The 18,320-nt window shown below is 63.7% G+C and carries 17 protein-coding genes; 6 read left to right on the forward strand and 11 right to left on the reverse strand.

The annotated features are described in order from the left end of the window. Positions 1-21 precede the first annotated feature (21 nt). From CUR21_RS08100 to CUR21_RS08110, 3 genes are read right to left on the reverse strand one after another with little or no spacing between them, the layout of a single operon-like run. Positions 22-1,020, reverse strand: a complete 999-nt coding sequence (locus CUR21_RS08100; RefSeq protein WP_100196495.1) for an ABC transporter permease — start codon at positions 1,018-1,020, stop codon at positions 22-24. Continuing rightward, positions 1,017-2,537 (reverse strand): sugar ABC transporter ATP-binding protein, encoded by a 1,521-nt coding sequence (locus CUR21_RS08105; protein WP_100196496.1) that lies wholly within the window; start codon positions 2,535-2,537, stop codon positions 1,017-1,019. The genes CUR21_RS08100 and CUR21_RS08105 overlap by 4 nt, the downstream gene beginning before the upstream one ends. After that, positions 2,534-3,550: a zinc-binding alcohol dehydrogenase family protein gene (locus tag CUR21_RS08110; RefSeq protein WP_198431646.1), complete on the reverse strand. Its 1,017-nt coding sequence runs from the start codon at positions 3,548-3,550 to the stop codon at positions 2,534-2,536. The genes CUR21_RS08105 and CUR21_RS08110 overlap by 4 nt, the downstream gene beginning before the upstream one ends. Positions 3,551-3,700: 150 nt before the next feature. On the opposite strand from CUR21_RS08110, the gene CUR21_RS08115 reads away from it, so the two are divergent. From CUR21_RS08115 to CUR21_RS08135, 5 genes are all read left to right on the forward strand, one after another. Further along, entirely contained in the window at positions 3,701-4,603 is a 903-nt protein-coding gene (locus CUR21_RS08115) for a GntR family transcriptional regulator (protein WP_100196497.1), read from the forward strand. 304 nt (positions 4,604-4,907) lie between these two features. After that, the gene (locus CUR21_RS08120) at positions 4,908-6,008 is read left to right on the forward strand and encodes an ABC transporter substrate-binding protein (RefSeq protein WP_198431658.1); all 1,101 of its coding nucleotides are present in this window, start codon (positions 4,908-4,910) and stop codon (positions 6,006-6,008) included. An 88-nt stretch (positions 6,009-6,096) separates the two neighbouring features. Continuing rightward, positions 6,097-6,969 carry an ABC transporter permease subunit gene (locus CUR21_RS08125; RefSeq protein WP_232622722.1) on the forward strand — a complete coding sequence of 291 codons (873 nt, stop codon included), beginning with the start codon at positions 6,097-6,099 and terminating at the stop codon, positions 6,967-6,969. Then, on the forward strand, positions 6,966-7,748 hold the full coding sequence (locus CUR21_RS08130) for an ABC transporter permease (RefSeq protein WP_100196500.1): 783 nt from the start codon (positions 6,966-6,968) through the stop codon (positions 7,746-7,748). Before CUR21_RS08125 ends, CUR21_RS08130 begins: the two co-directional genes overlap by 4 nt. Then, the gene (locus CUR21_RS08135; protein WP_100196501.1) at positions 7,748-8,809 is read left to right on the forward strand and encodes an ABC transporter ATP-binding protein; all 1,062 of its coding nucleotides are present in this window, start codon (positions 7,748-7,750) and stop codon (positions 8,807-8,809) included. Before CUR21_RS08130 ends, CUR21_RS08135 begins: the two co-directional genes overlap by 1 nt. Before the next feature lie 90 nt (positions 8,810-8,899). Here the strand turns inward: CUR21_RS08135 and CUR21_RS08140 are convergent, their stop codons facing one another. The 7 genes from CUR21_RS08140 to CUR21_RS08170 all read right to left on the reverse strand — a co-directional run bounded on the left by CUR21_RS08140 (position 8,900) and on the right by CUR21_RS08170 (position 16,751). After that, positions 8,900-10,060, reverse strand: a complete 1,161-nt coding sequence (locus tag CUR21_RS08140) for an iron-containing alcohol dehydrogenase (RefSeq protein ID WP_100196502.1) — start codon at positions 10,058-10,060, stop codon at positions 8,900-8,902. A gap of 5 nt (positions 10,061-10,065) precedes the next feature. Beyond that, entirely contained in the window at positions 10,066-11,448 is a 1,383-nt protein-coding gene (locus CUR21_RS08145) for an aldehyde dehydrogenase family protein (RefSeq protein WP_100196503.1), read from the reverse strand. 112 nt (positions 11,449-11,560) lie between these two features. Beyond that, on the reverse strand, positions 11,561-12,928 hold the full coding sequence (locus CUR21_RS08150) for a glutamine synthetase family protein (RefSeq protein ID WP_100196504.1): 1,368 nt from the start codon (positions 12,926-12,928) through the stop codon (positions 11,561-11,563). Positions 12,929-13,017: 89 nt separating this feature from the next. Next, entirely contained in the window at positions 13,018-14,070 is a 1,053-nt protein-coding gene (locus tag CUR21_RS08155) for a TRAP transporter substrate-binding protein (protein WP_100196505.1), read from the reverse strand. A gap of 60 nt (positions 14,071-14,130) precedes the next feature. After that, positions 14,131-15,474: a TRAP transporter large permease subunit gene (locus CUR21_RS08160; RefSeq protein ID WP_100196506.1), complete on the reverse strand. Its 1,344-nt coding sequence runs from the start codon at positions 15,472-15,474 to the stop codon at positions 14,131-14,133. After that, positions 15,474-15,980 (reverse strand): TRAP transporter small permease subunit, encoded by a 507-nt coding sequence (locus CUR21_RS08165; RefSeq protein WP_100196507.1) that lies wholly within the window; start codon positions 15,978-15,980, stop codon positions 15,474-15,476. Before CUR21_RS08165 ends, CUR21_RS08160 begins: the two co-directional genes overlap by 1 nt. A gap of 3 nt (positions 15,981-15,983) precedes the next feature. Further along, positions 15,984-16,751 (reverse strand): N-formylglutamate amidohydrolase, encoded by a 768-nt coding sequence (locus tag CUR21_RS08170; protein WP_100196508.1) that lies wholly within the window; start codon positions 16,749-16,751, stop codon positions 15,984-15,986. 191 nt (positions 16,752-16,942) lie between these two features. Here CUR21_RS08170 and CUR21_RS08175 point away from each other — a divergent pair, with 191 nt between their 5' ends. Then, entirely contained in the window at positions 16,943-17,812 is an 870-nt protein-coding gene (locus CUR21_RS08175) for a MurR/RpiR family transcriptional regulator (protein WP_100196509.1), read from the forward strand. 6 nt (positions 17,813-17,818) lie between these two features. On the opposite strand, the gene CUR21_RS08180 is transcribed toward CUR21_RS08175, so the two are convergent. Next, entirely contained in the window at positions 17,819-18,319 is a 501-nt protein-coding gene (locus CUR21_RS08180; protein ID WP_232622723.1) for a copper chaperone PCu(A)C, read from the reverse strand. Between the last annotated feature and the right edge of the window lies 1 nt (position 18,320).

Genomic DNA, 18,320 nt, shown 5'->3' on the forward strand with positions numbered 1-18,320 from the left:
GCCGCCCTCTGGTTGGTGTTCTTAACTGGCGGCGCGGCGGCGGCGCAGCATGTCGGCATAGACGGCGGCGATGATGATGGCCCCGGTCACAACTGTTTGCCATTCCTGCGCAACCGACATCACGCGCAACCCGTTGAGCAGCACCGCCATGATCAGCGCGCCGATCATGGTGCCAAGGATGGACCCGCGCCCCCCGGCAAGCGAGGTGCCGCCGATCACCACCGCGGCGATGGCGTCCAGTTCATACCCCAGCCCAAGCGCGGGCTGGGCAGAGTTGAGGCGCGAGGCGATGATCAGCCCCGCGATTCCGCAGATGCTGCCCGCCAGCGCATAGATCGCGATTTTCCACGCATCGGTGTTCACCCCCGACAGCCGCACGGCCTCTTCATTCGAGCCAAGGGCAAAGCAATAGCGGCCCAGCACGGTGCGGTTCAGCACATAGCCGATGACCAGCGCCAGAAGGAACAGGATCAGCACCCCATTGGGCACCGGCACGGCGGGAAAGATCCGGCCGATCAGCGACCCGGTGGAGATTTCCGAGAATCCGGGCGTGTCGTTGAAATAGATCGGCTTGGTGCCCGAGATGATCAGCGACAGGCCCTTGAGGATCAGCATCATGCCCAGCGTGGCGATGAAGGGCGGGATCTTCATTTTCGCCACCAGCGCGCCGGAAATGGTGCCGCAGATCGCCCCCACCGCAATCGCGCCGATCACGCCAAGCGGCAGCGGCATCCCCGCATTGGTCAGGATCACCCCGGCCATCACCGCGCAAAACGTCATCAGCGTGCCCACCGACAGATCGATCCCCCCGGTGATGATCACCAGCGTCGCGGCAATCGCCAGCACCCCGTTCACCGAGGTGGCTTGCAGGATCGCCAGAATGTTCGACGTTTGCAGGAAATTCGGCGAGGCCAGCGAAAAGAACACCAGAAGCGCGATCAGGCTGGCAAAGGCCAACAGCTTTTGCTGCGCGCCCGAGGCAGGTTTGCGGGCCGGAGCGGCGGCGGGCAGGGTCGTCATGCGGTGGCCTCCTCGATGGCGCCATGCCGGGCGGTGGCAAGGCGCATGATTGCTTCCTGAGTGGTGGCGGCGCCGCCGGGCAGGATGCCGGTCAGACGGCCTTCGCACATCACGGCGATCCGGTGCGACAGGCGGAGCACCTCGGGCAGTTCAGAACTGATGACGATGATCGCCTTGCCCTGCGCCGCAAGCGCCTGCATCAGCCGGTAGATTTCCGCCTTGGCACCCACATCGATGCCGCGCGTGGGTTCGTCAAAGATCAGCACATCGCAATCGCGCAGCAGCCATTTCGCAATGACGATCTTTTGCTGATTGCCGCCGGACAGCAATCGCACCTCTTGCCGGTCGGATGGCGTGCGGATCGCCAGTTGCGCGATGTAGTCGCGCGCGGTTTTTTCCAGCGCGGGTTCATTCAGCACGCCCAAGCCATTGGCAAAACGGCCAAGGCTGGTCATGCCCACATTGGCCCGCACGTCCAGCCCAAGGGCAAGGCCAAAATGCTTGCGGTCTTCGGACAGATAGCCAATCCCTGCGGCCACCGCATCCTTGGGGGTGTGGATGCGGGCGGGCTTGCCATGCACGAAAATCTCGCCACTGTCGCGCGGATCGGCACCAAAGATGGCGCGCGCCACTTCGGTGCGCCCGGCCCCCATCAAGCCGGCAAAGCCCAGAATCTCGCCCCGCCTGACGCTGAAACCCACATCCCGGATCGCGCGGCCCCGGTTCAGCCCCCGCACCTCGAGCGCGACCGGCGCGGCGGAGAGATCGGGAATATCGACCGGCACGCTTTCCAGATCGCGGCCCACCATCATGCTGATGATCGTCTCGATCGGCGTGTCGGCGGCATGAACCGTGCCCACATAGGCCCCGTCACGCATGATCGTCACCCGGTCGGAAATGCGGCGGATCTCGTCCATCTTGTGGCTGATATAGACCACGCCCACGCCTTCGGCCTTGAGCCCCCGGATGATCGCAAACAGCTCGTTCGTCTCGGCCTCGTTCAGCGCGGCGGTGGGTTCGTCCATGATCAGGATGCGCGACCGGAACGACAGCGCCTTGGCGATTTCCACCATCTGCTGGCGGGCCACCGAAAGCGTGCGCACCTCGGCCTGCGGGTCGATCTGCACCTTCATCTGGGCAAAGATCGCGGCGGCATCGGCGTTCAGCTGCGGCTCGTTCAGGCGGCCAAAGCTGCGGCGGGGTTCGCGCCCGATAAAGATGTTCTGCGCCACCGTCAGATCGTTCATCAGCGCCAGTTCCTGATGGATGATCCCGATGCCAAGCGCCTGTGCCGCGCGCGGGCCGGCGATGGTGACGGCCTCTCCGCGCACCTGAACCGTGCCGCCATCGGGCTGATAGATCCCCGACAGCACCTTCATCAGCGTGGATTTGCCCGCGCCATTTTCTCCCATCAGCGCATGAACCTCGCCCGGGATCAGGTCGAACTGCGCGCTGCGCAGGGCGTGCACGCCGGGGAAATGCTTGTCGATGCCGGTCATCCGCACCAAGGGCGTCATGGCTGCCCCCCGATCTGCACCACCACCTTGATCAGCGCCTCGCGGTTGGCGACCAGCGCGGGAAAGCGCGCGGGCAGATCGGCCAGCGCCAGCGTTTCCGAGGTGATGCGGGCGGCATCGATCTGGCCATCGCGCAGCGCCTGCATCACGGTCGCAAAATCCTCGGCCGTGGCATTGCGGCTGCCCATCAGCGTCATCTCGCGCTTGTGGAACTCGGGGTCGGAAAAGGTGATGTCGTCCTTGACGACCGAGACAAGACAATAGGTGCCGCCATGCGCGACATGGGCAAAGCCATCCTGAATGGCGCGGGCATTGCCGGTGGCATCAAACACTACGTCAAAGCCGCCGTCGGGGAGCGGGTCGGTCACGCCATGCAGATCGGCAAAGCCAAAGCCCGCCGCCGCCTGCAAACGCGCGGCACTTGCATCGCGCAGATGCACCTGCGCCCCGCGCATCCGCGCAAACAGCGCCACCCCAAGGCCAATCGGCCCCGCCCCGGTAACCAGCACCCGGTCCCCCGGCTGTGGCGCGGCGCGGCGCACGGCATGGGCGCCGATGGCCAGAAACTCGGTCAGCACCGCCGCACCCTTGGGCAGGCCCGAGGCATCATAAAGATTGCCCGCAGGCACCGCGATCCGGGCGCACATGCCGCCATCGCGGTGGACCCCCAGAACGGCGATATCGGTGCAGCAATTGGGCTTGCCCTTGCGACAGGCGATGCAGGTGCCGCAGGACAGGTAAGGGTTGATGACCACCGGCACACCCTTGGGCCAGTCCCCCGTGGCTTGCGCCACATGGCCCGAAAGCTCGTGCCCGATCACGCGCGGATAGGCCAGAAACGGGTGCTTGCCTTCAAAGATGTGGAAATCGGTGCCGCACAACCCCACCGCATCGATGTTCACCAGCACCCAGCCTTCGGGGGCCGCATCGGGCAGCGGGCGCGGCTCCAGCGTGAAAGTGCCGGGCGCGGCGCAGGTGCCACACAGCATGGTCTGGGCGACCGAGCCATCCATGATCCAGAACCCCTCCCAAGGCCGCTGATCGCACCCCCGACTCAAGCGGTGGTTTTTATCATTAAAGACACCATGGCGCGGCGATTTCGGCTTGCCAACTGTTTTTAATTTTTTAATTCATAGAAACAGGGGCCGCAAAGGACTCATGCCATGGCACGCACCGACACCCGCTTTCGCCAGTCACACAATGCGATGCTGGACATGCTGTCGGGCATGGCCCCCGGCGCGGGCCTGCCGTCCGAGGTGCAATTGGCGGCGCAGTTTGGCGTGTCGCGCACGGTGATCCGGGCGGTGGTGCAAAAACTGGGCGCGGATGGCATCCTGCAGGGCAGCGGGCGCGGCAAGCGGCTCTTGCGCGTGCCAAAGCCCAAGGACCACTTGCCCTTGCGCGAAGACTATATCGGCCGCGACGAGCTTGAAGCGCGCTTTCTGGACTGGGTCTTGCGCTTTGACGTGCCCGCAGGCACCGCGCTGAACATCACGCAACTGGCGCGGCAATTCATGGTGCCGCCGCATGCGCTGCAAGAATTTCTGGCCAGTCTGGGCCAGTCCGGCCTGATCGAGCGGCGGCCGCGTGGCGGCTGGCGGCTTTTGGGATTTACCGCCGATTATGCGGTGGAACTGTCAGAATTCCGGCAGGTGCTGGAGTTGAACGCGATTCGCGTGTTCACAACGCTGCCCGATGATCACCCGGCTTGGGCCGCGCTGGCGAGCATCCGCGAGGAGCATCTGGACCTGTTGCAGCGCATCGAGCAGGATTTCCACGATTTCTCACGGCTGGACGGGCGCTTTCATGCGCTGCTGAATTCGGTCGTGCGCAACCGCTTTGTGGCCGAATTCCAGAAGGTGATCTCGCTCATCTTTCACTACCATTACCAATGGGACAAGACGATGGAGCGCTTCCGCAACGAGGCCGCCATCCGCGAGCATCTGACAATCATCGCCGCCCTTCAGGCCCGCGACACCGGTGAGGCCAAGGCCCGCGCCCGCGCGCATCTGGCCACCTCCAAGGAAACCCTGCTCACCTCGATGCGCGGGCATCAGTTGGCCTAGGCCCGCGGCTTGGCCCTGTGCTGCGCTGTGACCTTAAAACCGCGGCAGCTTTGCGCTTTGTTGCACAACCCTCAGGCATTTATCGCGGCTCACGCGCAGCCATGCGGAGAGAAACGTCGATATAATTGTTTCAGCCTGATGAGTTGTGAAGAAATCGTCACAAGACCGCGATAGAGCGCTTGTCTGACTCGCTCGCCCGCCCTTAACCTTGCCCGATAAACCGCGAATCCATTCCGGTCGGTCGGGCAGCCGGATCTTGGGTGACAAGCGGGACAGACATGATCAACCGGGAGAGACTGTGATGATGACGAAGAAACTGCTTGGACTGACCACCAGCCTTGCGCTGGTGCTCAGCGCACAGGTGGCCTCGGCCCAGACGATGGCCGAACTGGAAGCCGCGGCCAAGGCCGAAGGGATGCTGACCACCATCGCTCTGCCGCATGACTGGTGTGGCTATGGCGACGTGATCGCCGGGTTCAAGGCAAAGTATCCGGAAATCACCGTGAACGAGCTGAACCCCGATGCAGGTTCGGCCGATGAGATCGAGGCCGTGAAGGCCAACAAAGACAACAAGGGCCCGCAAGCGCCCGACGTGCTGGACATCGGTCTGTCCTTCGGCCCGGCGGCGCAGGCCGAAGGCCTGCTGGCGCCCTACAAGGTCTCGACCTGGGACACGATCCCCGCCGATGCCAAGGATCCCGATGGCCATTGGTATGGCGACTATTACGGCGTGATGTCCTTTGCGGTGAACACCGATCTGGTGCCGAACCCGCCGACGTCCTTTGCTGATCTGCTGAAGCCGGAATATGCGGGCCAAGTGGCACTTGCAGGCGATCCGCGCGCGTCGAACCAAGCCATCCTCGCGGTTCTGGCCGCAGGCATGGCACGCGGTGCCGAACCGGGTGCCGCCGCTGCCGAAGCCGGTCTGGCCTTCTTCAAAGAGCTGAACGATGCGGGCAACTTCGTTCCTGTGATCGGCAAGGCCGGCACGCTGGCCCAAGGCACCACGCCCATCGTGATCCAGTGGGACTACAACGCCCTGTCGGCCCGCGACTCGCTGGAAGGCAACCCCCCGGTCGAGGTGATCGTGCCGTCCGACGTGACGCTGGCCGGGGTTTACGTGCAGGCGATCAGCGCCTATGCGCCGCAGCCCAACGCCGCCAAGCTGTGGATGGAGTATCTGTATTCGGACGAAGGCCAACTCGGCTGGCTGGCCGGCTACTGCCACCCGATCCGCTTCAACGATCTGGTCGCCCGCGGTGTTGTCCCGCAAGAGCTGATGGATGCCCTGCCCCCGGCAGAGGCCTATGAGCGCGCGGTGTTCCCGTCGATCGAAGCCGTGAACGCGAACTCGGATGCCGTCAAGGCAGGCTGGGACACCGTGGTCGGCGCCAACGTTCAGTAACATCTGAACGGGCCTGCCCGGCATCGCGCCGGGCAGGCCCATTCCAGACAAAGGGGCCGCAAAGTGCCCCGAGCCACAGGGGACCATGATGCCAAAGCAACCGGGGGGCCAGCGCCTTCGCCTGCCGCTTGAATGGTTGGGCATTCTGCCCTTTGTCGTTTTCGCCGTGCTGTTCCTGATCCTGCCCACCATGAAGATCGTGGTCGGCGCCTTTCAGACCGCCGACGGCAGCTTCACCTTTCAAAACCTGATCGATCTGAACACCGACTCCATCCGCTCGGCCTATTGGACCTCGATCAAACTCTCTTTCGTGACCGCCCTGCTGGGCTGCGCCATCGGCTTTGCCATGGCGGCGGCGGTGGTGTTCGGCGGGATGCCCAAGGGCGTGCGCAACCCGCTTGTCACCTTTTCCGGCGTGGCCTCGAACTTTGCCGGGGTGCCTTTGGCCTTTGCCTTCATCGCGACGCTGGGTCCGGTCGGGCTGGTGACCGTCTGGCTGCGCACCGAATTTGGCATCAACCTGCGCGCGCTGGGGTTCAACCTTCTGTCCTTCTGGGGGCTGGTCGTCACCTATCTGTTCTTCCAGATCCCGCTGATGATCCTGATCATCATCCCCGCGCTGGACGGGCTCAAACGCGAATGGCGCGAGGCGGCAGCGGTGCTGGGGGCAACGGGCCTGCAATACTGGCGCATGGTGGCGCTGCCGATCCTGTTCCCGTCGCTCTTGGGCACCTTTGCGCTGCTCTTTGCCAATGCCTTCGGTGCGGTGGCCACCGCCTTTGCGCTGACCGGGCCGCAGCTGAACATCGTGCCGATCAAGCTGTTCGCGCAGATCCGCGGCGATGTGCTGGGCAATCCGAACCTTGGCTATGCGCTGGCCTTCGGGATGATCGTGATCACCGCGCTGGCGAATTTCCTGTATATCTGGCTGCGCGTGCGGTCGGAAAGGTGGCTGAAATGACCCGCTTTTTCGCTTGGGGCACCTTCCTTCTGGGCTGTTTGTTCTTTGCTCTGCCGCTGATCGGGATGACCGAATTCAGCCTGAAGATGCGGCGCGGCGAATATTCCTTTGACGCCTATGCCCGCGTCTTTGCCGATCAGCGTTTCTGGGACACCTTCAGCTATTCGCTGACACTCGCGGCGGCGACCATCGTGGTCGGCGTGGTTCTGGTGGTGCCCACCGCCTATTGGGTGCGGCTGAAACTGCCACAGGCCCGCCCGGTGATCGAATTCATCACGCTGCTGCCGCTGGTGATCCCGGCCATCGTGATCGTCTTTGGCTATATCCGGCTCTATAACACCTCAAGCTTCCTGCCGCTGACCGGATCGGCGCTTGGCACCGATATCCTGCTGACCATGGGCTATACCACGCTGGCGCTGCCTTACATGTATCGGTCCGTCGATACTGGCCTGCGCACCATCGACGTGGCCACCCTGACCGAGGCCGCGCAAAGCCTTGGCGCGGGCTGGATCACCATTCTGGCGCGCATCATCCTGCCCAACGTGATGGTCGCGGTGCTGTCGGGGGCGTTCCTGACGCTGGCCATCGTCTTGGGCGAATTCACCATGGCGGCCCTGCTGAACCGTCCGGCCTTTGGCCCGTTCATGCAGCTTCTGGGCGCCAACCGCGCCTATGAACCGCCCGCGCTGGCCGTGATCGCCTTTGCCATTACTTGGGGCTGCATGGGCTTGATGCAGCTTGTCACCCGGCTCTCCAAACATGAAAGGGCGAAAGCCTGATGTCTTTCCTGACCCTGTCCCATCTTGAAAAAACCTTCGGCCAGAACCGCGTGGTCAAGGATTTCAACCTTTCGGTCGAAAAGGGCGAGTTCATCTCCTTGCTGGGGCCATCGGGCTGCGGCAAGACCACGGTGCTGCGCATGGTGGCGGGGTTCGAGGTGCCAACCTCGGGGCGCATCACGATTGACGGCAAGGATGTCACCGGGCTCAAGGCGAATTCGCGCAACATCGGGATGATGTTTCAGGCCTATGCGCTGTTTCCCAACATGACCGTGGCCGATAACGTGGCCTTTGGCCTGCGGGTCAAAGGGGTGCCGCGCGCCGAACGCGATGCCCGCGTGGCCGAGATGCTGGCGCTGATTGGCCTTTCGGAGATGGGCGGGCGCTTCCCGTTTCAGCTTTCGGGCGGACAGCAACAGCGCGTGGCGCTGGCGCGCGCGCTGGCCCCGCGACCTTCGGTGCTGTTGCTCGATGAACCGCTGTCGGCGCTGGATGCCAAGGTGCGGGTGTCCTTGCGCAACCAGATCCGGCAGATCCAGCAGGAGCTGGGCATCACCACCATCTTCGTGACCCATGACCAAGAAGAGGCGATGAGCATTTCCGACCGCATCGTGGTGATGAACGGCGGCGTGGCCGATCAGGTCGGCGCGCCGTTTGAAATCTACAACCGTCCGCGCACCCGCTTTGTGGCGAACTTCGTGGGCACCTTGAACACCTTCGAAGTGCGGGTCACCGATCCGGCCACCGGCCGCGTCACGCTGGCCGGGCAAGACCTGACCCTGCCGGGCGTGCCCTTGGCCGCCAGAGCCGGGCAGACGCTTTCGGTCGCGCTGCGCCCCGAAGCGCTGCGGCTGGGACGACTGGCCGAGGCCGAGGCGCTGCTGCCCGCCAAGGTCACGGATGTGCATTTCATGGGCTCGGTGATCCGGCTGAAAGCCGATCTGGCGGGCAGCGAAGTCTCGCTCGACACGTTCAACCGCCCGGATACCCCGCCCCCTGTGGTGGGCAGCATGGTCGAGGTCAGCCTGTCGGGCCGCGATTTCATCCAGTTGCAGGCCTGAAAGGACAAAGGGCGGGGGGAACCCCGCCCTACATTTTCATGGGCACCTGATGCGCGCGGGTAGGGCGGGGTGCGCCCCGCCGCCCCGTCTTCACATGCAGGCGTCGAACAGCGCGCGGGTGTTTTCGCGCGTCATCGCCACCGGGTTGCCGCCACAGGACGGATCTTCCAGCGCCATATCGGTCAGCCTGTCCAGATCCTCGGGCTTCACGCCCATCGCCGTCAGGTTGGCCGGAATCGCCAGCGTCTCGCGCAGTTCCATCACCTTGGCGCGGAAGCCATCGAACCCGCCCGCGATGCCCAGATAGGCGGCAGCAGCGGTGATCCGGTCTTCGATCGCATCGCGGTTGAAATCCAGCACCATCGGCATCACCACCGCATTGGTGGTGCCGTGATGGGTGCCATAGACCGCCCCCACCGGATGCGACAGCGAATGGATCGCGCCCAGACCTTTCTGGAACGCCACCGCCCCCATCGCAGCGGCAGACATCATATGCCCGCGCGCCATCAGGTTGTTGGGGTCCGTGTAGACAACGGGCAGGTTTTCAAACACCAGCCGCATGCCTTCCAGCGCGATGCCTTGGCTCATCGGGTGGTAGAACGGGCTGCAATAGGCCTCAAGGCAATGCGCCAGCGCATCCATCCCGGTGCCAGCGGTGATGAACTTCGGCATCCCCACCGTCAGCGCGGGGTCACACAAGGTGATGGCGGGCATCAGCTTGGGGTGGAAGATGATCTTTTTCTTATGCGTTTCCGAATTGGTCAGCACGCCTGCGCGGCCAACCTCGGACCCGGTTCCGGCCGTTGTCGGCACCGCAAGGATCGGCGCGATCTTGTCGGCGTCCGCGCGGGTATACCAGTCGTCGATATCCTCCAGATCCCAGACGCTCAGATCGGCCCGCTGATGCGCCATCAGAGCGATCATCTTGCCAAGGTCCAGCGCCGACCCGCCGCCAAAGCAGATCACGCCATCATGGCCCCCGGCGAGGTAAACCTTGATCCCGTCGGCCATATTGGTCTCGTTCGGGTTCGGGTCCACGTCGGAAAACACCGCGCGGCCAAGGCCTGCGGCATCCAGCACCGACAGTGCCTCGGCCGTGATCGGCAGGCTGGCCAGCGCCTTGTCGGTCACCAGAAGTGGCTTTTTCAGGCCGATGCTCTTGGCATGGTCGGCCAGCTCGGAAATCCGGCCAACGCCGAACTTGATGGCGGTCGGATAAGACCAGTTGCGGTGGGGCACGCCGTGCGACATGAGGATCAGACTTTCTTCAGGTGATAGGATTTCGGCCGGGTCACCGAATGGAAACCCAGATAAGACAGCGAATTGCCGCGCCCGGTGTTCTTGCAGCCGGTCCAGCACAGCGCCGGGTCCAGATAATCGGCGCGGTTCATGAACACGGTGCCGGTCTCGATCTGCGCGCCGATTTCGGCGGCGGTGTCGTAGTCTTCGGTCCAGATGCTGGCGGTCAGCCCGTATTGGCTGTCATTCATCAAGGCGATGGCTTCGGCATCATCCTTGACCTTCATGATGCCCACCACCGGGCCAAAGGATTCCTCGGTCATGACCCGCATGGAATGATCGACATTCACAAGGATCTGCGGCGCCAGATAGGCGGCGCCATCATCGGCCGGGAAATGCGCGGCATCGATCAGCGGCTTGGCCCCGGCGGCAATCGCCTCGGCCACCTGATCGCGCACCACACGGGCAAAGCGCGCATGGGCCATCGGGCCAAGGGTGGTCGCTTGGTCAAACGGATTGCCCAAGGTCAACCCGTTGACCCAGGCCACCGCCTTTTCGACAAAGGCCTCATAGAGCGACTCGTGCACATAGATCCGCTCGATCCCGCAGCAGCACTGGCCCGAGTTGAACATCGCCCCATCCATCAGCGTATCCACCGCCGCGTCCAGATTGGCATCGGCCCGCACATAGCCGGGGTCCTTGCCGCCAAGCTCAAGACCAAGCGGCGTGAAGGTGCCCGCCGCCGCGCGCTCGATGGCCTGCCCGCCGCCGACCGACCCGGTGAAGTTGATGAAATCAAAGGCCTTGGCCTTGATCAGGCCTTCGGTGGTGGCATGGTCCAGCACGATGTTCTGGAACACATCCGCGGGCACCCCTGCGGCATGAAACGCCTCGGCCAGACGCTCGCCCACCAAAAGGGTTTGTGACGCATGTTTCAAAATCACGGTGTTGCCCGCAATCAGCGCCGGCACCAGCGTGTTGATCGTGGTGAGATAAGGGTAGTTCCACGGCGCGATGATGAAGACCACGCCCAAGGCCTCGCGCGCGAGAAAGCGGCGGAAGGTGTCGCTGTCTTCCACCACCTTCGGGGCCAGCGTCTCGGCAGCGATCTCGGCCATGTAATCGGTGCGGGCGTTCACGCCGCCCATCTCGCCCTGACCATAGCGGATCGGGCGGCCCATCTGCGCGGCAAGCTCGGTGGCGATGGTCTCTTTCATCGCCGTCAAGGCGGCGACCCCGGCCTTGACCAAGGCGATGCGCTCTTCCAGCGGGCGCGCGGCCCATGCCTTTTGCGCGCCCCGGGCGCGCGCCACGGCGGCCTCAGCGGCCTCGGGCGTCAGCGGCATCCGCTCGGCATAGACCTGGCCATCGGCCGGGGAAATCAGGTGAATGGGCTTCATGTTCCGTCCTCGCAGAGCGGGGTTCCCCCCGCCATTCCTTGCATCAAAGGCGGGGGGAACCCCGCCCTCTCCCAATCCGTGTAGGGTGCGTGCTTGCACGCACCCCGTTTTCTCAGGCCCGCTCCAGCAGGCGCTGCAATTCGAAATCGGTCACCACCCGGTCGGCCTCGGCAATCTCCCAGCGCGCCGCATGGGTGTAATGCTCCACCACCTCATCGCCAAAGGCCGCCCGCAGCATCGCCGAGCCGTTCAGCCGCTCCGCCGCCTCGCGCAGGGTGCGCGGGATCTCGCGGATGCCCTTGGCCGCATACATGTCGCCCTTCATCTCGGGCTCCAGTTCCAGCTTGCCCTCGATCCCGGCAAGACCTGCCGCCAGCAACGCGGCGCAGGCGAGGTAGGGGTTCACGTCACTGCCCGGAATCCGGCACTCCACCCGCACCGCCTTGGTATGCGCGCCACAGACGCGGAAGCCCGCCGTGCGGTTGTCCGCACTCCACACCGCCTTGGTGGGGGCGAACATGCCGATGGTAAAGCGCTTGTAGCTGTTCACATAGGGCGCGAGAAAGGCGGTGATCTCTTCGGCATGAGCCAGTTGCCCGGCCAGAAACTGCTTCATCACCGCGGACATGCCGTTTTCATCGTCATGGTCATAGAACACCGGCTTGCCATCGGTCGTCCACAGGCTCTGGTGCACATGCGCCGAAGACCCGGCCTTGCGGTGGTCATACTTTGCCATGAAGGTCACCGACTTGCCCTTGGCATGGGCGATGTCCTTCACCGCCTGCTTCACCACGATATGGTTGTCCGCGGTGTCCAGCGCGTCGGAATAGCGGTAGTTCACCTCATGCTGGCCGGCATCCGCCTCGCCCTTGGTGTTTTCCACCGGAATGCCCGCCGCATAAAGCCCGTTGCGCACCGCGCGCATCAGCCCTTCTTCCTTGGTGGTCTGGAAGATGTGGTAATCCTCGTTATAGCCCGAGATCGGCTTCAACCGCGACAGCCCGCCATCGCGCAGGTCTTCATAGGCGTTCTCGAAAATATAGAACTCAAGCTCGGTCGCCATCATCGGCTCGAACCCCAAGGCGCGGGCGCGGGCGACCTGCCGCTTCAGGATGGCGCGCGGGCTGACGGAAATATCCTCTTTGCCCGCATGATCCATCAGATCGGCCAGCACCAGCACCGTGCCCGGCAACCACGGCAGCACGCGCATCGTGTCCAGATCCGGCTTCATCATGTAATCGCCGTAACCCTGCTCCCATCCGGCGGATTTATACCCCGGCACGGTGGTCATCTCCATGTCCACCGCCAGCAGATAGTTGCAGCAATGGGTTTCCTTATATCCGCTGCTCAGGAAAAACGCGGCGTGAAAGCGCTTGCCCATCAGACGGCCCTGCATGTCGACGGCGGCCACCAGAACCGTATCGATCGTGCCCGCGTCGACCAGTTCGCGCAAAGCCTCCAGCGTCAGAGTTCCCGGCATCGTTCATCCCCGTCTGTCAGTTTTTGATCATATTCTTGTGGAACAGGGGGCGCAATCCTCGCGCCCCCCGGCATCTGGCAGGCGCAGGCTCAGCCGTAGCGATAAGGGCGCCCGGCCTTTTGCTGCACGTCGTTGTATTGCTTGAAGATCTCGACAACCTTGGCCTTCACCTCGGATTCGGCGGCGATCTCGTCCCAGAACTTCACCGCGGCCTCTTCCACCGTGGCCCATTCCTCATCGGGAATCGTGGTCAGCTGCAACTTGCCGCCATTCAGGCGCAGATCGGCCTCACCGGCCCAATACCAATGCTGGCGGTAGTAATGCGACTGCTCAAAGCAGGTGGCCAGCATCTCCTGCAAATGCGGTGGCAGCGCGTTCCACTTGTCCATATTGGCAAAGAAATGCCCGATCCACGCGCCCGAGATGTTGTTGGTCAGGAAGTAATTGGTCACATTCGACCAGCCCACCGTATACACCTCGGTGATCCCCGACCATGCGATGCCGTCCAGCTCGCCGGTATGCATCGCCACCTCGATATCTTCCCAAGGCAGCGTCACCGGCACCACCCCGAATTGCGTCAGGAAGCGGCCTGCGGTGGGGAAGGTGAAAATCCGCTTGCCCTGCAAATCGGCAAGGCTGTTGATCGGGTCCTTGGTCGAGAAATGGCACGGGTCCCATGCGCCGGCCGAGATGTGCTTGACGCCCACCTTGGCATATTCGTCTTCCCAGATCTGCTTCAGCCCGTATTTGTTGAACAGGGCCGGCACATCCAGACTGTAGCGTAGCGCCAGCGGGAAATAGCCGCCGAACACCGTCACCTCGGTGGGCGAGGCCATGGAGTCATCATCCGACTGCACGCAATCGATGGTGCCGCGCTGCATCGCCTGAAACAGCTCGCCCGTCGGGACAAGCTGATCGGCATAGAACAGTTCAATCTCCATCTGGCCCTGCGCCATCCGGTTGAAGGCATCGACGGCAGGCTTCACCACCTCTTCCCCCAAAGCCGCGCCGGCATAGGTCTGCATCCGCCACTTGATCACGTCCTGCGCGCGCGTCACGGCAGGGGCGGCCAGCGTGGCAGCCCCGGCCCCAACGGCAAGCGTGGCGCCTTTGGTCAGAAAGGAACGTCTGGATGTCGTCATCAGGATACCTCTTGGTGCTGGATGGGGTGGGTGCGGTTGGGCCCGCGCCTCGGTTCAGTCTCAGTTTCGATAGATCAGATGCGGCAGCCACAGGGCCAACTGCGGAAAGGCCATGATCAGCCCCAGCGTCACCACCATCACCCCCACAAACGGCGTGACGGAGCGGTAGATGTCGCCCATGGTGATTTCTGGCGGCGCGAAGGCCCGCATCAGGAACAGGTTATAGCCAAAGGGCGGCGTCAGATAGGCGATCTGGCAGGTCATGGTATAGAGAACCCCATACCACACCAGCACATCGGCCCGCGGCATCCCGAAATCGAGCGTCGCCACCAAGGGCACATACAAGGGTGCCACGATCACCAGCATGGCGGTGTCGTCCAGGAACATCCCCATCAGCAGGAAAGACAGCTGCATCAGGATCAGGATGGTCCATGGCCCCATGTGCAGCCGGTCCACGAACAGCGATTCCACCGCCTTGACCGCGCCCAGACCATCGAACACCGCGCCAAAGGACAGCGCGGCAAGGATCACCCACATGAACATGCAGGTGATGCCCAGCGTGTTGCGGGTCGCGGTTTCAAACACCGCGCGGGAGAAGGTGCCCTTGATCACCGCGCCCGCCACCGTGGCCAGAACGCCGATCACGCTGCTTTCCACAAGGCTCGTCCAGCCATAGATGAACGGCAGCATCATCGCGCCAAAGATGATGAAGGGCAAAAGCCCGGCGCGCAGGCTGCGCAGCTTTTCGGCGCGGGTGATCTGCGCCATTTCCTCGGGCGTCAGCGCCGGGGCCAGCCAAGGCTGCGCGCGGCTGCGCAGCAGGATATAGACAATGAACATCCCCGCCATGATCAGCCCCGGCACCAGCCCGGCCAACCACAGTTCCGAAACCGGGGCGCGCGCGATCATCGCATACAGCACAAGCACCACCGAAGGCGGGATCAGGATGCCAAGGCTCGACCCGGCCTGAATGACGCCCGTCACCATCCGCTTGTCATAGCCGCGCTTCAACAGTTCCGGCAGCGCGATGGTGGACCCGATGGCCATGCCCGCCACGCTCAGCCCGTTCATCGCGGAAATCAGCACCATCAGCAGGATGGTCCCCACCGCAAGCCCGCCCCGGATGCGGCCAAACCACAGGTGGAACATGCGATACAGATCATCCGCCAGCCGCGATTCCGACATCACATAGCCCATGAAGACGAACATCGGCAGCGACAGCAGCGGATACCAGCGCATCAGCTTCATGGTGGCGGAAAAGCCCATCTGCTCGCCGCCCTGCCCCCAAAGGCCAATGGCGGCCACCACGGCGACAAAGCCGATGATGCCGAACACCCGCTGCCCGGTCATCATCATCAGCAGCATCGTCGAAAACATCAGGGCCGCGATCATCTCATAGGGCATCAGATGGTTTCCCCACGGATGGTGGCCACGTCACGGATCAGCGCCGCCAGCGCCTGCAAGAGCATCAGGAAAAAGCCCACACACAGGATCACCTTGATCGGCCACAGATAGGGCCGCCACGCGGTCGGGCTGCGTTCGTTGTATTGCAGCGAATACATCGTGCTGTCGATCGCCCCCCACAGCATGACGCCCAGATAAACGATCAGCGCCAGCACCGTGAACGCATCCCACCACGCGCGGCCCACCGGGCTTTGCTTGGCGTAGAACAGGTCCATCCGCACATGGCTGCCCATCTGCATCGCATAGGGCCCGCCCAGCACGAAATAGGCCACCATCACGAATTGCGCCATCTCCAGCGTCCAGAGCGACGGGGTAAACGCCGCCTTGCTGATCGTGGACCACATCAGAATGCCCATCAGAACGAACAGCAGATACATCGCCATCCGGCCCACGCCGTAATTCATCCGGTCCACGAAACGCACGAATCCCTTGGCAATCTGCGGCATCGCCTAATCCTCCGTCAGACGGGCCAGCGCCGCCTGCAAGACCGGGGCCAGACGGTCGGCCATCCCCTCGGCCTGCGCTTGCGTGGCGATCAGGTCGTTGCGGATTTCCAGCATGGCATTGGCAAGACCATAAGGCGTTGCCTGCAAGCGCAGCGTATGCGTCACGCCATCCGCCGCCGAATAGGGCGCATTCAGCCCACAGATCAGATCGGTCCCGGCCTCGGCCTCGGCCACGATGGCGCGGGCCATGCGGTCATCGGCATCATGGATCACCCCGAACTCCACCCGGCGCTTCTGGCCGTGGTAGATGGGGGTAAAGGAATGGATCGTCACCAGAACCGTCGCCTGCCCCAGCGCCAGCCGTCGCGCCACCTCGGCGTGCAGCGCGGTGTGAAACGGCAGATACAGCGCCTCGGTCCGCTGCAACCGGTCTTGCGGCGTCAGATCCGCATTGCCCGGAATCTCATGAACCTCGGACCGCGCGGCCATCGCATCGGCCCGCGCGGGCCCCCGGTTCAGGTCATAGATCAAGCGGCTGACCGGCGCATGCACCAGCGCCGCATCCAGCCGCGCCGACAGGCACCGTGCCAGATCCAGCGCGCCCGGGTCCCAAGCCACATGGGCAGATTGCTGCCCCTCGGTCAGGCCCAGCGTGCCCCAAGGCGCGGGAAAAGCATTGCTTGCATGTTCACAGACCAGCAAGATCGCACTGCGGCCCTCCCGGCGCTCCACATGGGCCGCGAACTCTGTCTGGGTGGAATGCAGGCTCATGCGTGACTCGGCCCCCTTGTCGCCGCCCCTAGGCTTCCTGATGCCACGCGCGTCTGTCAAGAATTTTTCTTCTGAAGAATTTCTGTTACAATCATTTCTAAAATCACGCACACTCGCTTGCACAATCACGTGCGATCTTCCCGGGCCTGTGCCGTTCAGCCGGGCACAGCATGGACAATAAAGGCATGGACATGGACCTTCCCCTTGGCGTCGAAGACAAGATGCGCGCCGCCCTGCCCGACCTGACCCGGGCCGAGCGGCAGGTGGCCACCCATATCCTGCGCCATTATCCAGTGGCGGCGCTTGGCTCGATCACAGCACTGGCGCAGGCGGCTGAAGTCTCCACCCCCACCGTGGTGCGCCTGTGCCAGAAACTGGGCTATCGCGGCTATCCCGATTATCAGGCCGCCTTGCGCGGCGAGGTGGGGGCGATGCTGGAATCGCCGCTTGTCAAACATGACCGCTGGGCCGGGGGCGCGCCCGACACCCATATCCTGAACCGCTTTGCCGATGCGGTGGTCGCCAATCTGCAAGCCACGCTCAGCCAGATTGACCATGCGGTGTTCGATCAGGTGGTGGCGCTGCTGGCCGATCCGTCGCGGCGCATCTTTGCCATGGGCGGGCGCATCACCCATGCCCATGCCGATTACCTTGTGTCGCTGATGAAGGTGATCCGCCCCGAGGTCACGCTGCTGTCAGACATGTCCAACACTTGGCCCCCCGCGCTTCTGGACATGAAACCGGGCGATGTGCTGGTGGTGTTCGACATCCGCCGCTATGAAAACTCGGTCCTGCAACTGGTGGAACTGGCGGTGGAACAGGGGGCCGAGGTGGCGGTCATCACCGACCGCTGGGTCAGCCCCGCCGCCGCCCATGCCCGCCACACGCTCACCTGCCATATCGAAGCGCCCTCGGCATGGGATTCCACCGTGTCGATCCTTGTGCTGGTGGAAACGCTGCTGGCCAGCGTGCAAAGCCGCACTTGGGGCGAAACCGAAGGCCGCATGAAGCGGCTGGAAACGCTTTATGACCGCTCGCGGTTCTTCCGCCGCTACCGCTGACCGGGCTTAATGCCCCATGGCGGAATGATCGGCGCCGTCAGCCGGGTCCACGCTGAACTCCACCGCCACACGGCCCGCCTGTTCAAAGATCAGCGTGCCGGGCAGCATCTGACCTTCTTCAAAAGGCGCGCTCAGCCCCATCAGCATGATGTGCAGCCCGCCGCGCTCCAGCAGCAGGGTTTCGCCCGCCGGGATCTCGATGCTCTCCACATGCTGCATCCGCGCCACGCCATCGGCGCCAAGCTCGGTCACATGCAGTTCGGCGCGCGGCACCAAAGGCACCTCAACCCCGATCAGACGGTCCGCCGTGCCGCCCTCATTGGCGATCGCCATATAGCCCGCCGCCGATTTCGCCATCGGATTGGGCGCAAGGATATGCGGGTGGATGATCTCCAGCCCCCCCGCCGTCACCCCATGCGCCTGCGCCGCAGCGGTCATCGCCACCACCGCACACAGCGCAAGCAGCGGGGCTTTCAGCAGGGTCCGGGCGGCGGCGGATATGGGCATC

This window comes from Pseudorhodobacter sp. MZDSW-24AT (genome assembly GCF_002794355.1).
Lineage (GTDB): Bacteria > Pseudomonadota > Alphaproteobacteria > Rhodobacterales > Rhodobacteraceae > Pseudotabrizicola.

Bases quoted from the DNA above. Each gene is read 5' to 3' on its own strand.
- CUR21_RS08100 (WP_100196495.1), bottom strand. From the start codon at position 1,020: ATGACGACCCTGCCCGCCGCCGCTCCGGCCCGCAAACCTGCCTCGGGC.
- CUR21_RS08105 (WP_100196496.1), bottom strand. From the start codon at position 2,537: ATGACGCCCTTGGTGCGGATGACCGGCATCGACAAGCATTTCCCCGGC.
- CUR21_RS08110 (WP_198431646.1), bottom strand. From the start codon at position 3,550: ATGGATGGCTCGGTCGCCCAGACCATGCTGTGTGGCACCTGCGCCGCG.
- CUR21_RS08115 (WP_100196497.1), top strand. From the start codon at position 3,701: ATGGCACGCACCGACACCCGCTTTCGCCAGTCACACAATGCGATGCTG.
- CUR21_RS08120 (WP_198431658.1), top strand. From the start codon at position 4,908: ATGACGAAGAAACTGCTTGGACTGACCACCAGCCTTGCGCTGGTGCTC.
- CUR21_RS08125 (WP_232622722.1), top strand. From the start codon at position 6,097: ATGCCAAAGCAACCGGGGGGCCAGCGCCTTCGCCTGCCGCTTGAATGG.
- CUR21_RS08130 (WP_100196500.1), top strand. From the start codon at position 6,966: ATGACCCGCTTTTTCGCTTGGGGCACCTTCCTTCTGGGCTGTTTGTTC.
- CUR21_RS08135 (WP_100196501.1), top strand. From the start codon at position 7,748: ATGTCTTTCCTGACCCTGTCCCATCTTGAAAAAACCTTCGGCCAGAAC.
- CUR21_RS08140 (WP_100196502.1), bottom strand. From the start codon at position 10,060: ATGTCGCACGGCGTGCCCCACCGCAACTGGTCTTATCCGACCGCCATC.
- CUR21_RS08145 (WP_100196503.1), bottom strand. From the start codon at position 11,448: ATGAAGCCCATTCACCTGATTTCCCCGGCCGATGGCCAGGTCTATGCC.
- CUR21_RS08150 (WP_100196504.1), bottom strand. From the start codon at position 12,928: ATGCCGGGAACTCTGACGCTGGAGGCTTTGCGCGAACTGGTCGACGCG.
- CUR21_RS08155 (WP_100196505.1), bottom strand. From the start codon at position 14,070: ATGACGACATCCAGACGTTCCTTTCTGACCAAAGGCGCCACGCTTGCC.
- CUR21_RS08160 (WP_100196506.1), bottom strand. From the start codon at position 15,474: ATGCCCTATGAGATGATCGCGGCCCTGATGTTTTCGACGATGCTGCTG.
- CUR21_RS08165 (WP_100196507.1), bottom strand. From the start codon at position 15,980: ATGCCGCAGATTGCCAAGGGATTCGTGCGTTTCGTGGACCGGATGAAT.
- CUR21_RS08170 (WP_100196508.1), bottom strand. From the start codon at position 16,751: ATGAGCCTGCATTCCACCCAGACAGAGTTCGCGGCCCATGTGGAGCGC.
- CUR21_RS08175 (WP_100196509.1), top strand. From the start codon at position 16,943: ATGGACCTTCCCCTTGGCGTCGAAGACAAGATGCGCGCCGCCCTGCCC.
- CUR21_RS08180 (WP_232622723.1), bottom strand. From the start codon at position 18,319: ATGCCCATATCCGCCGCCGCCCGGACCCTGCTGAAAGCCCCGCTGCTT.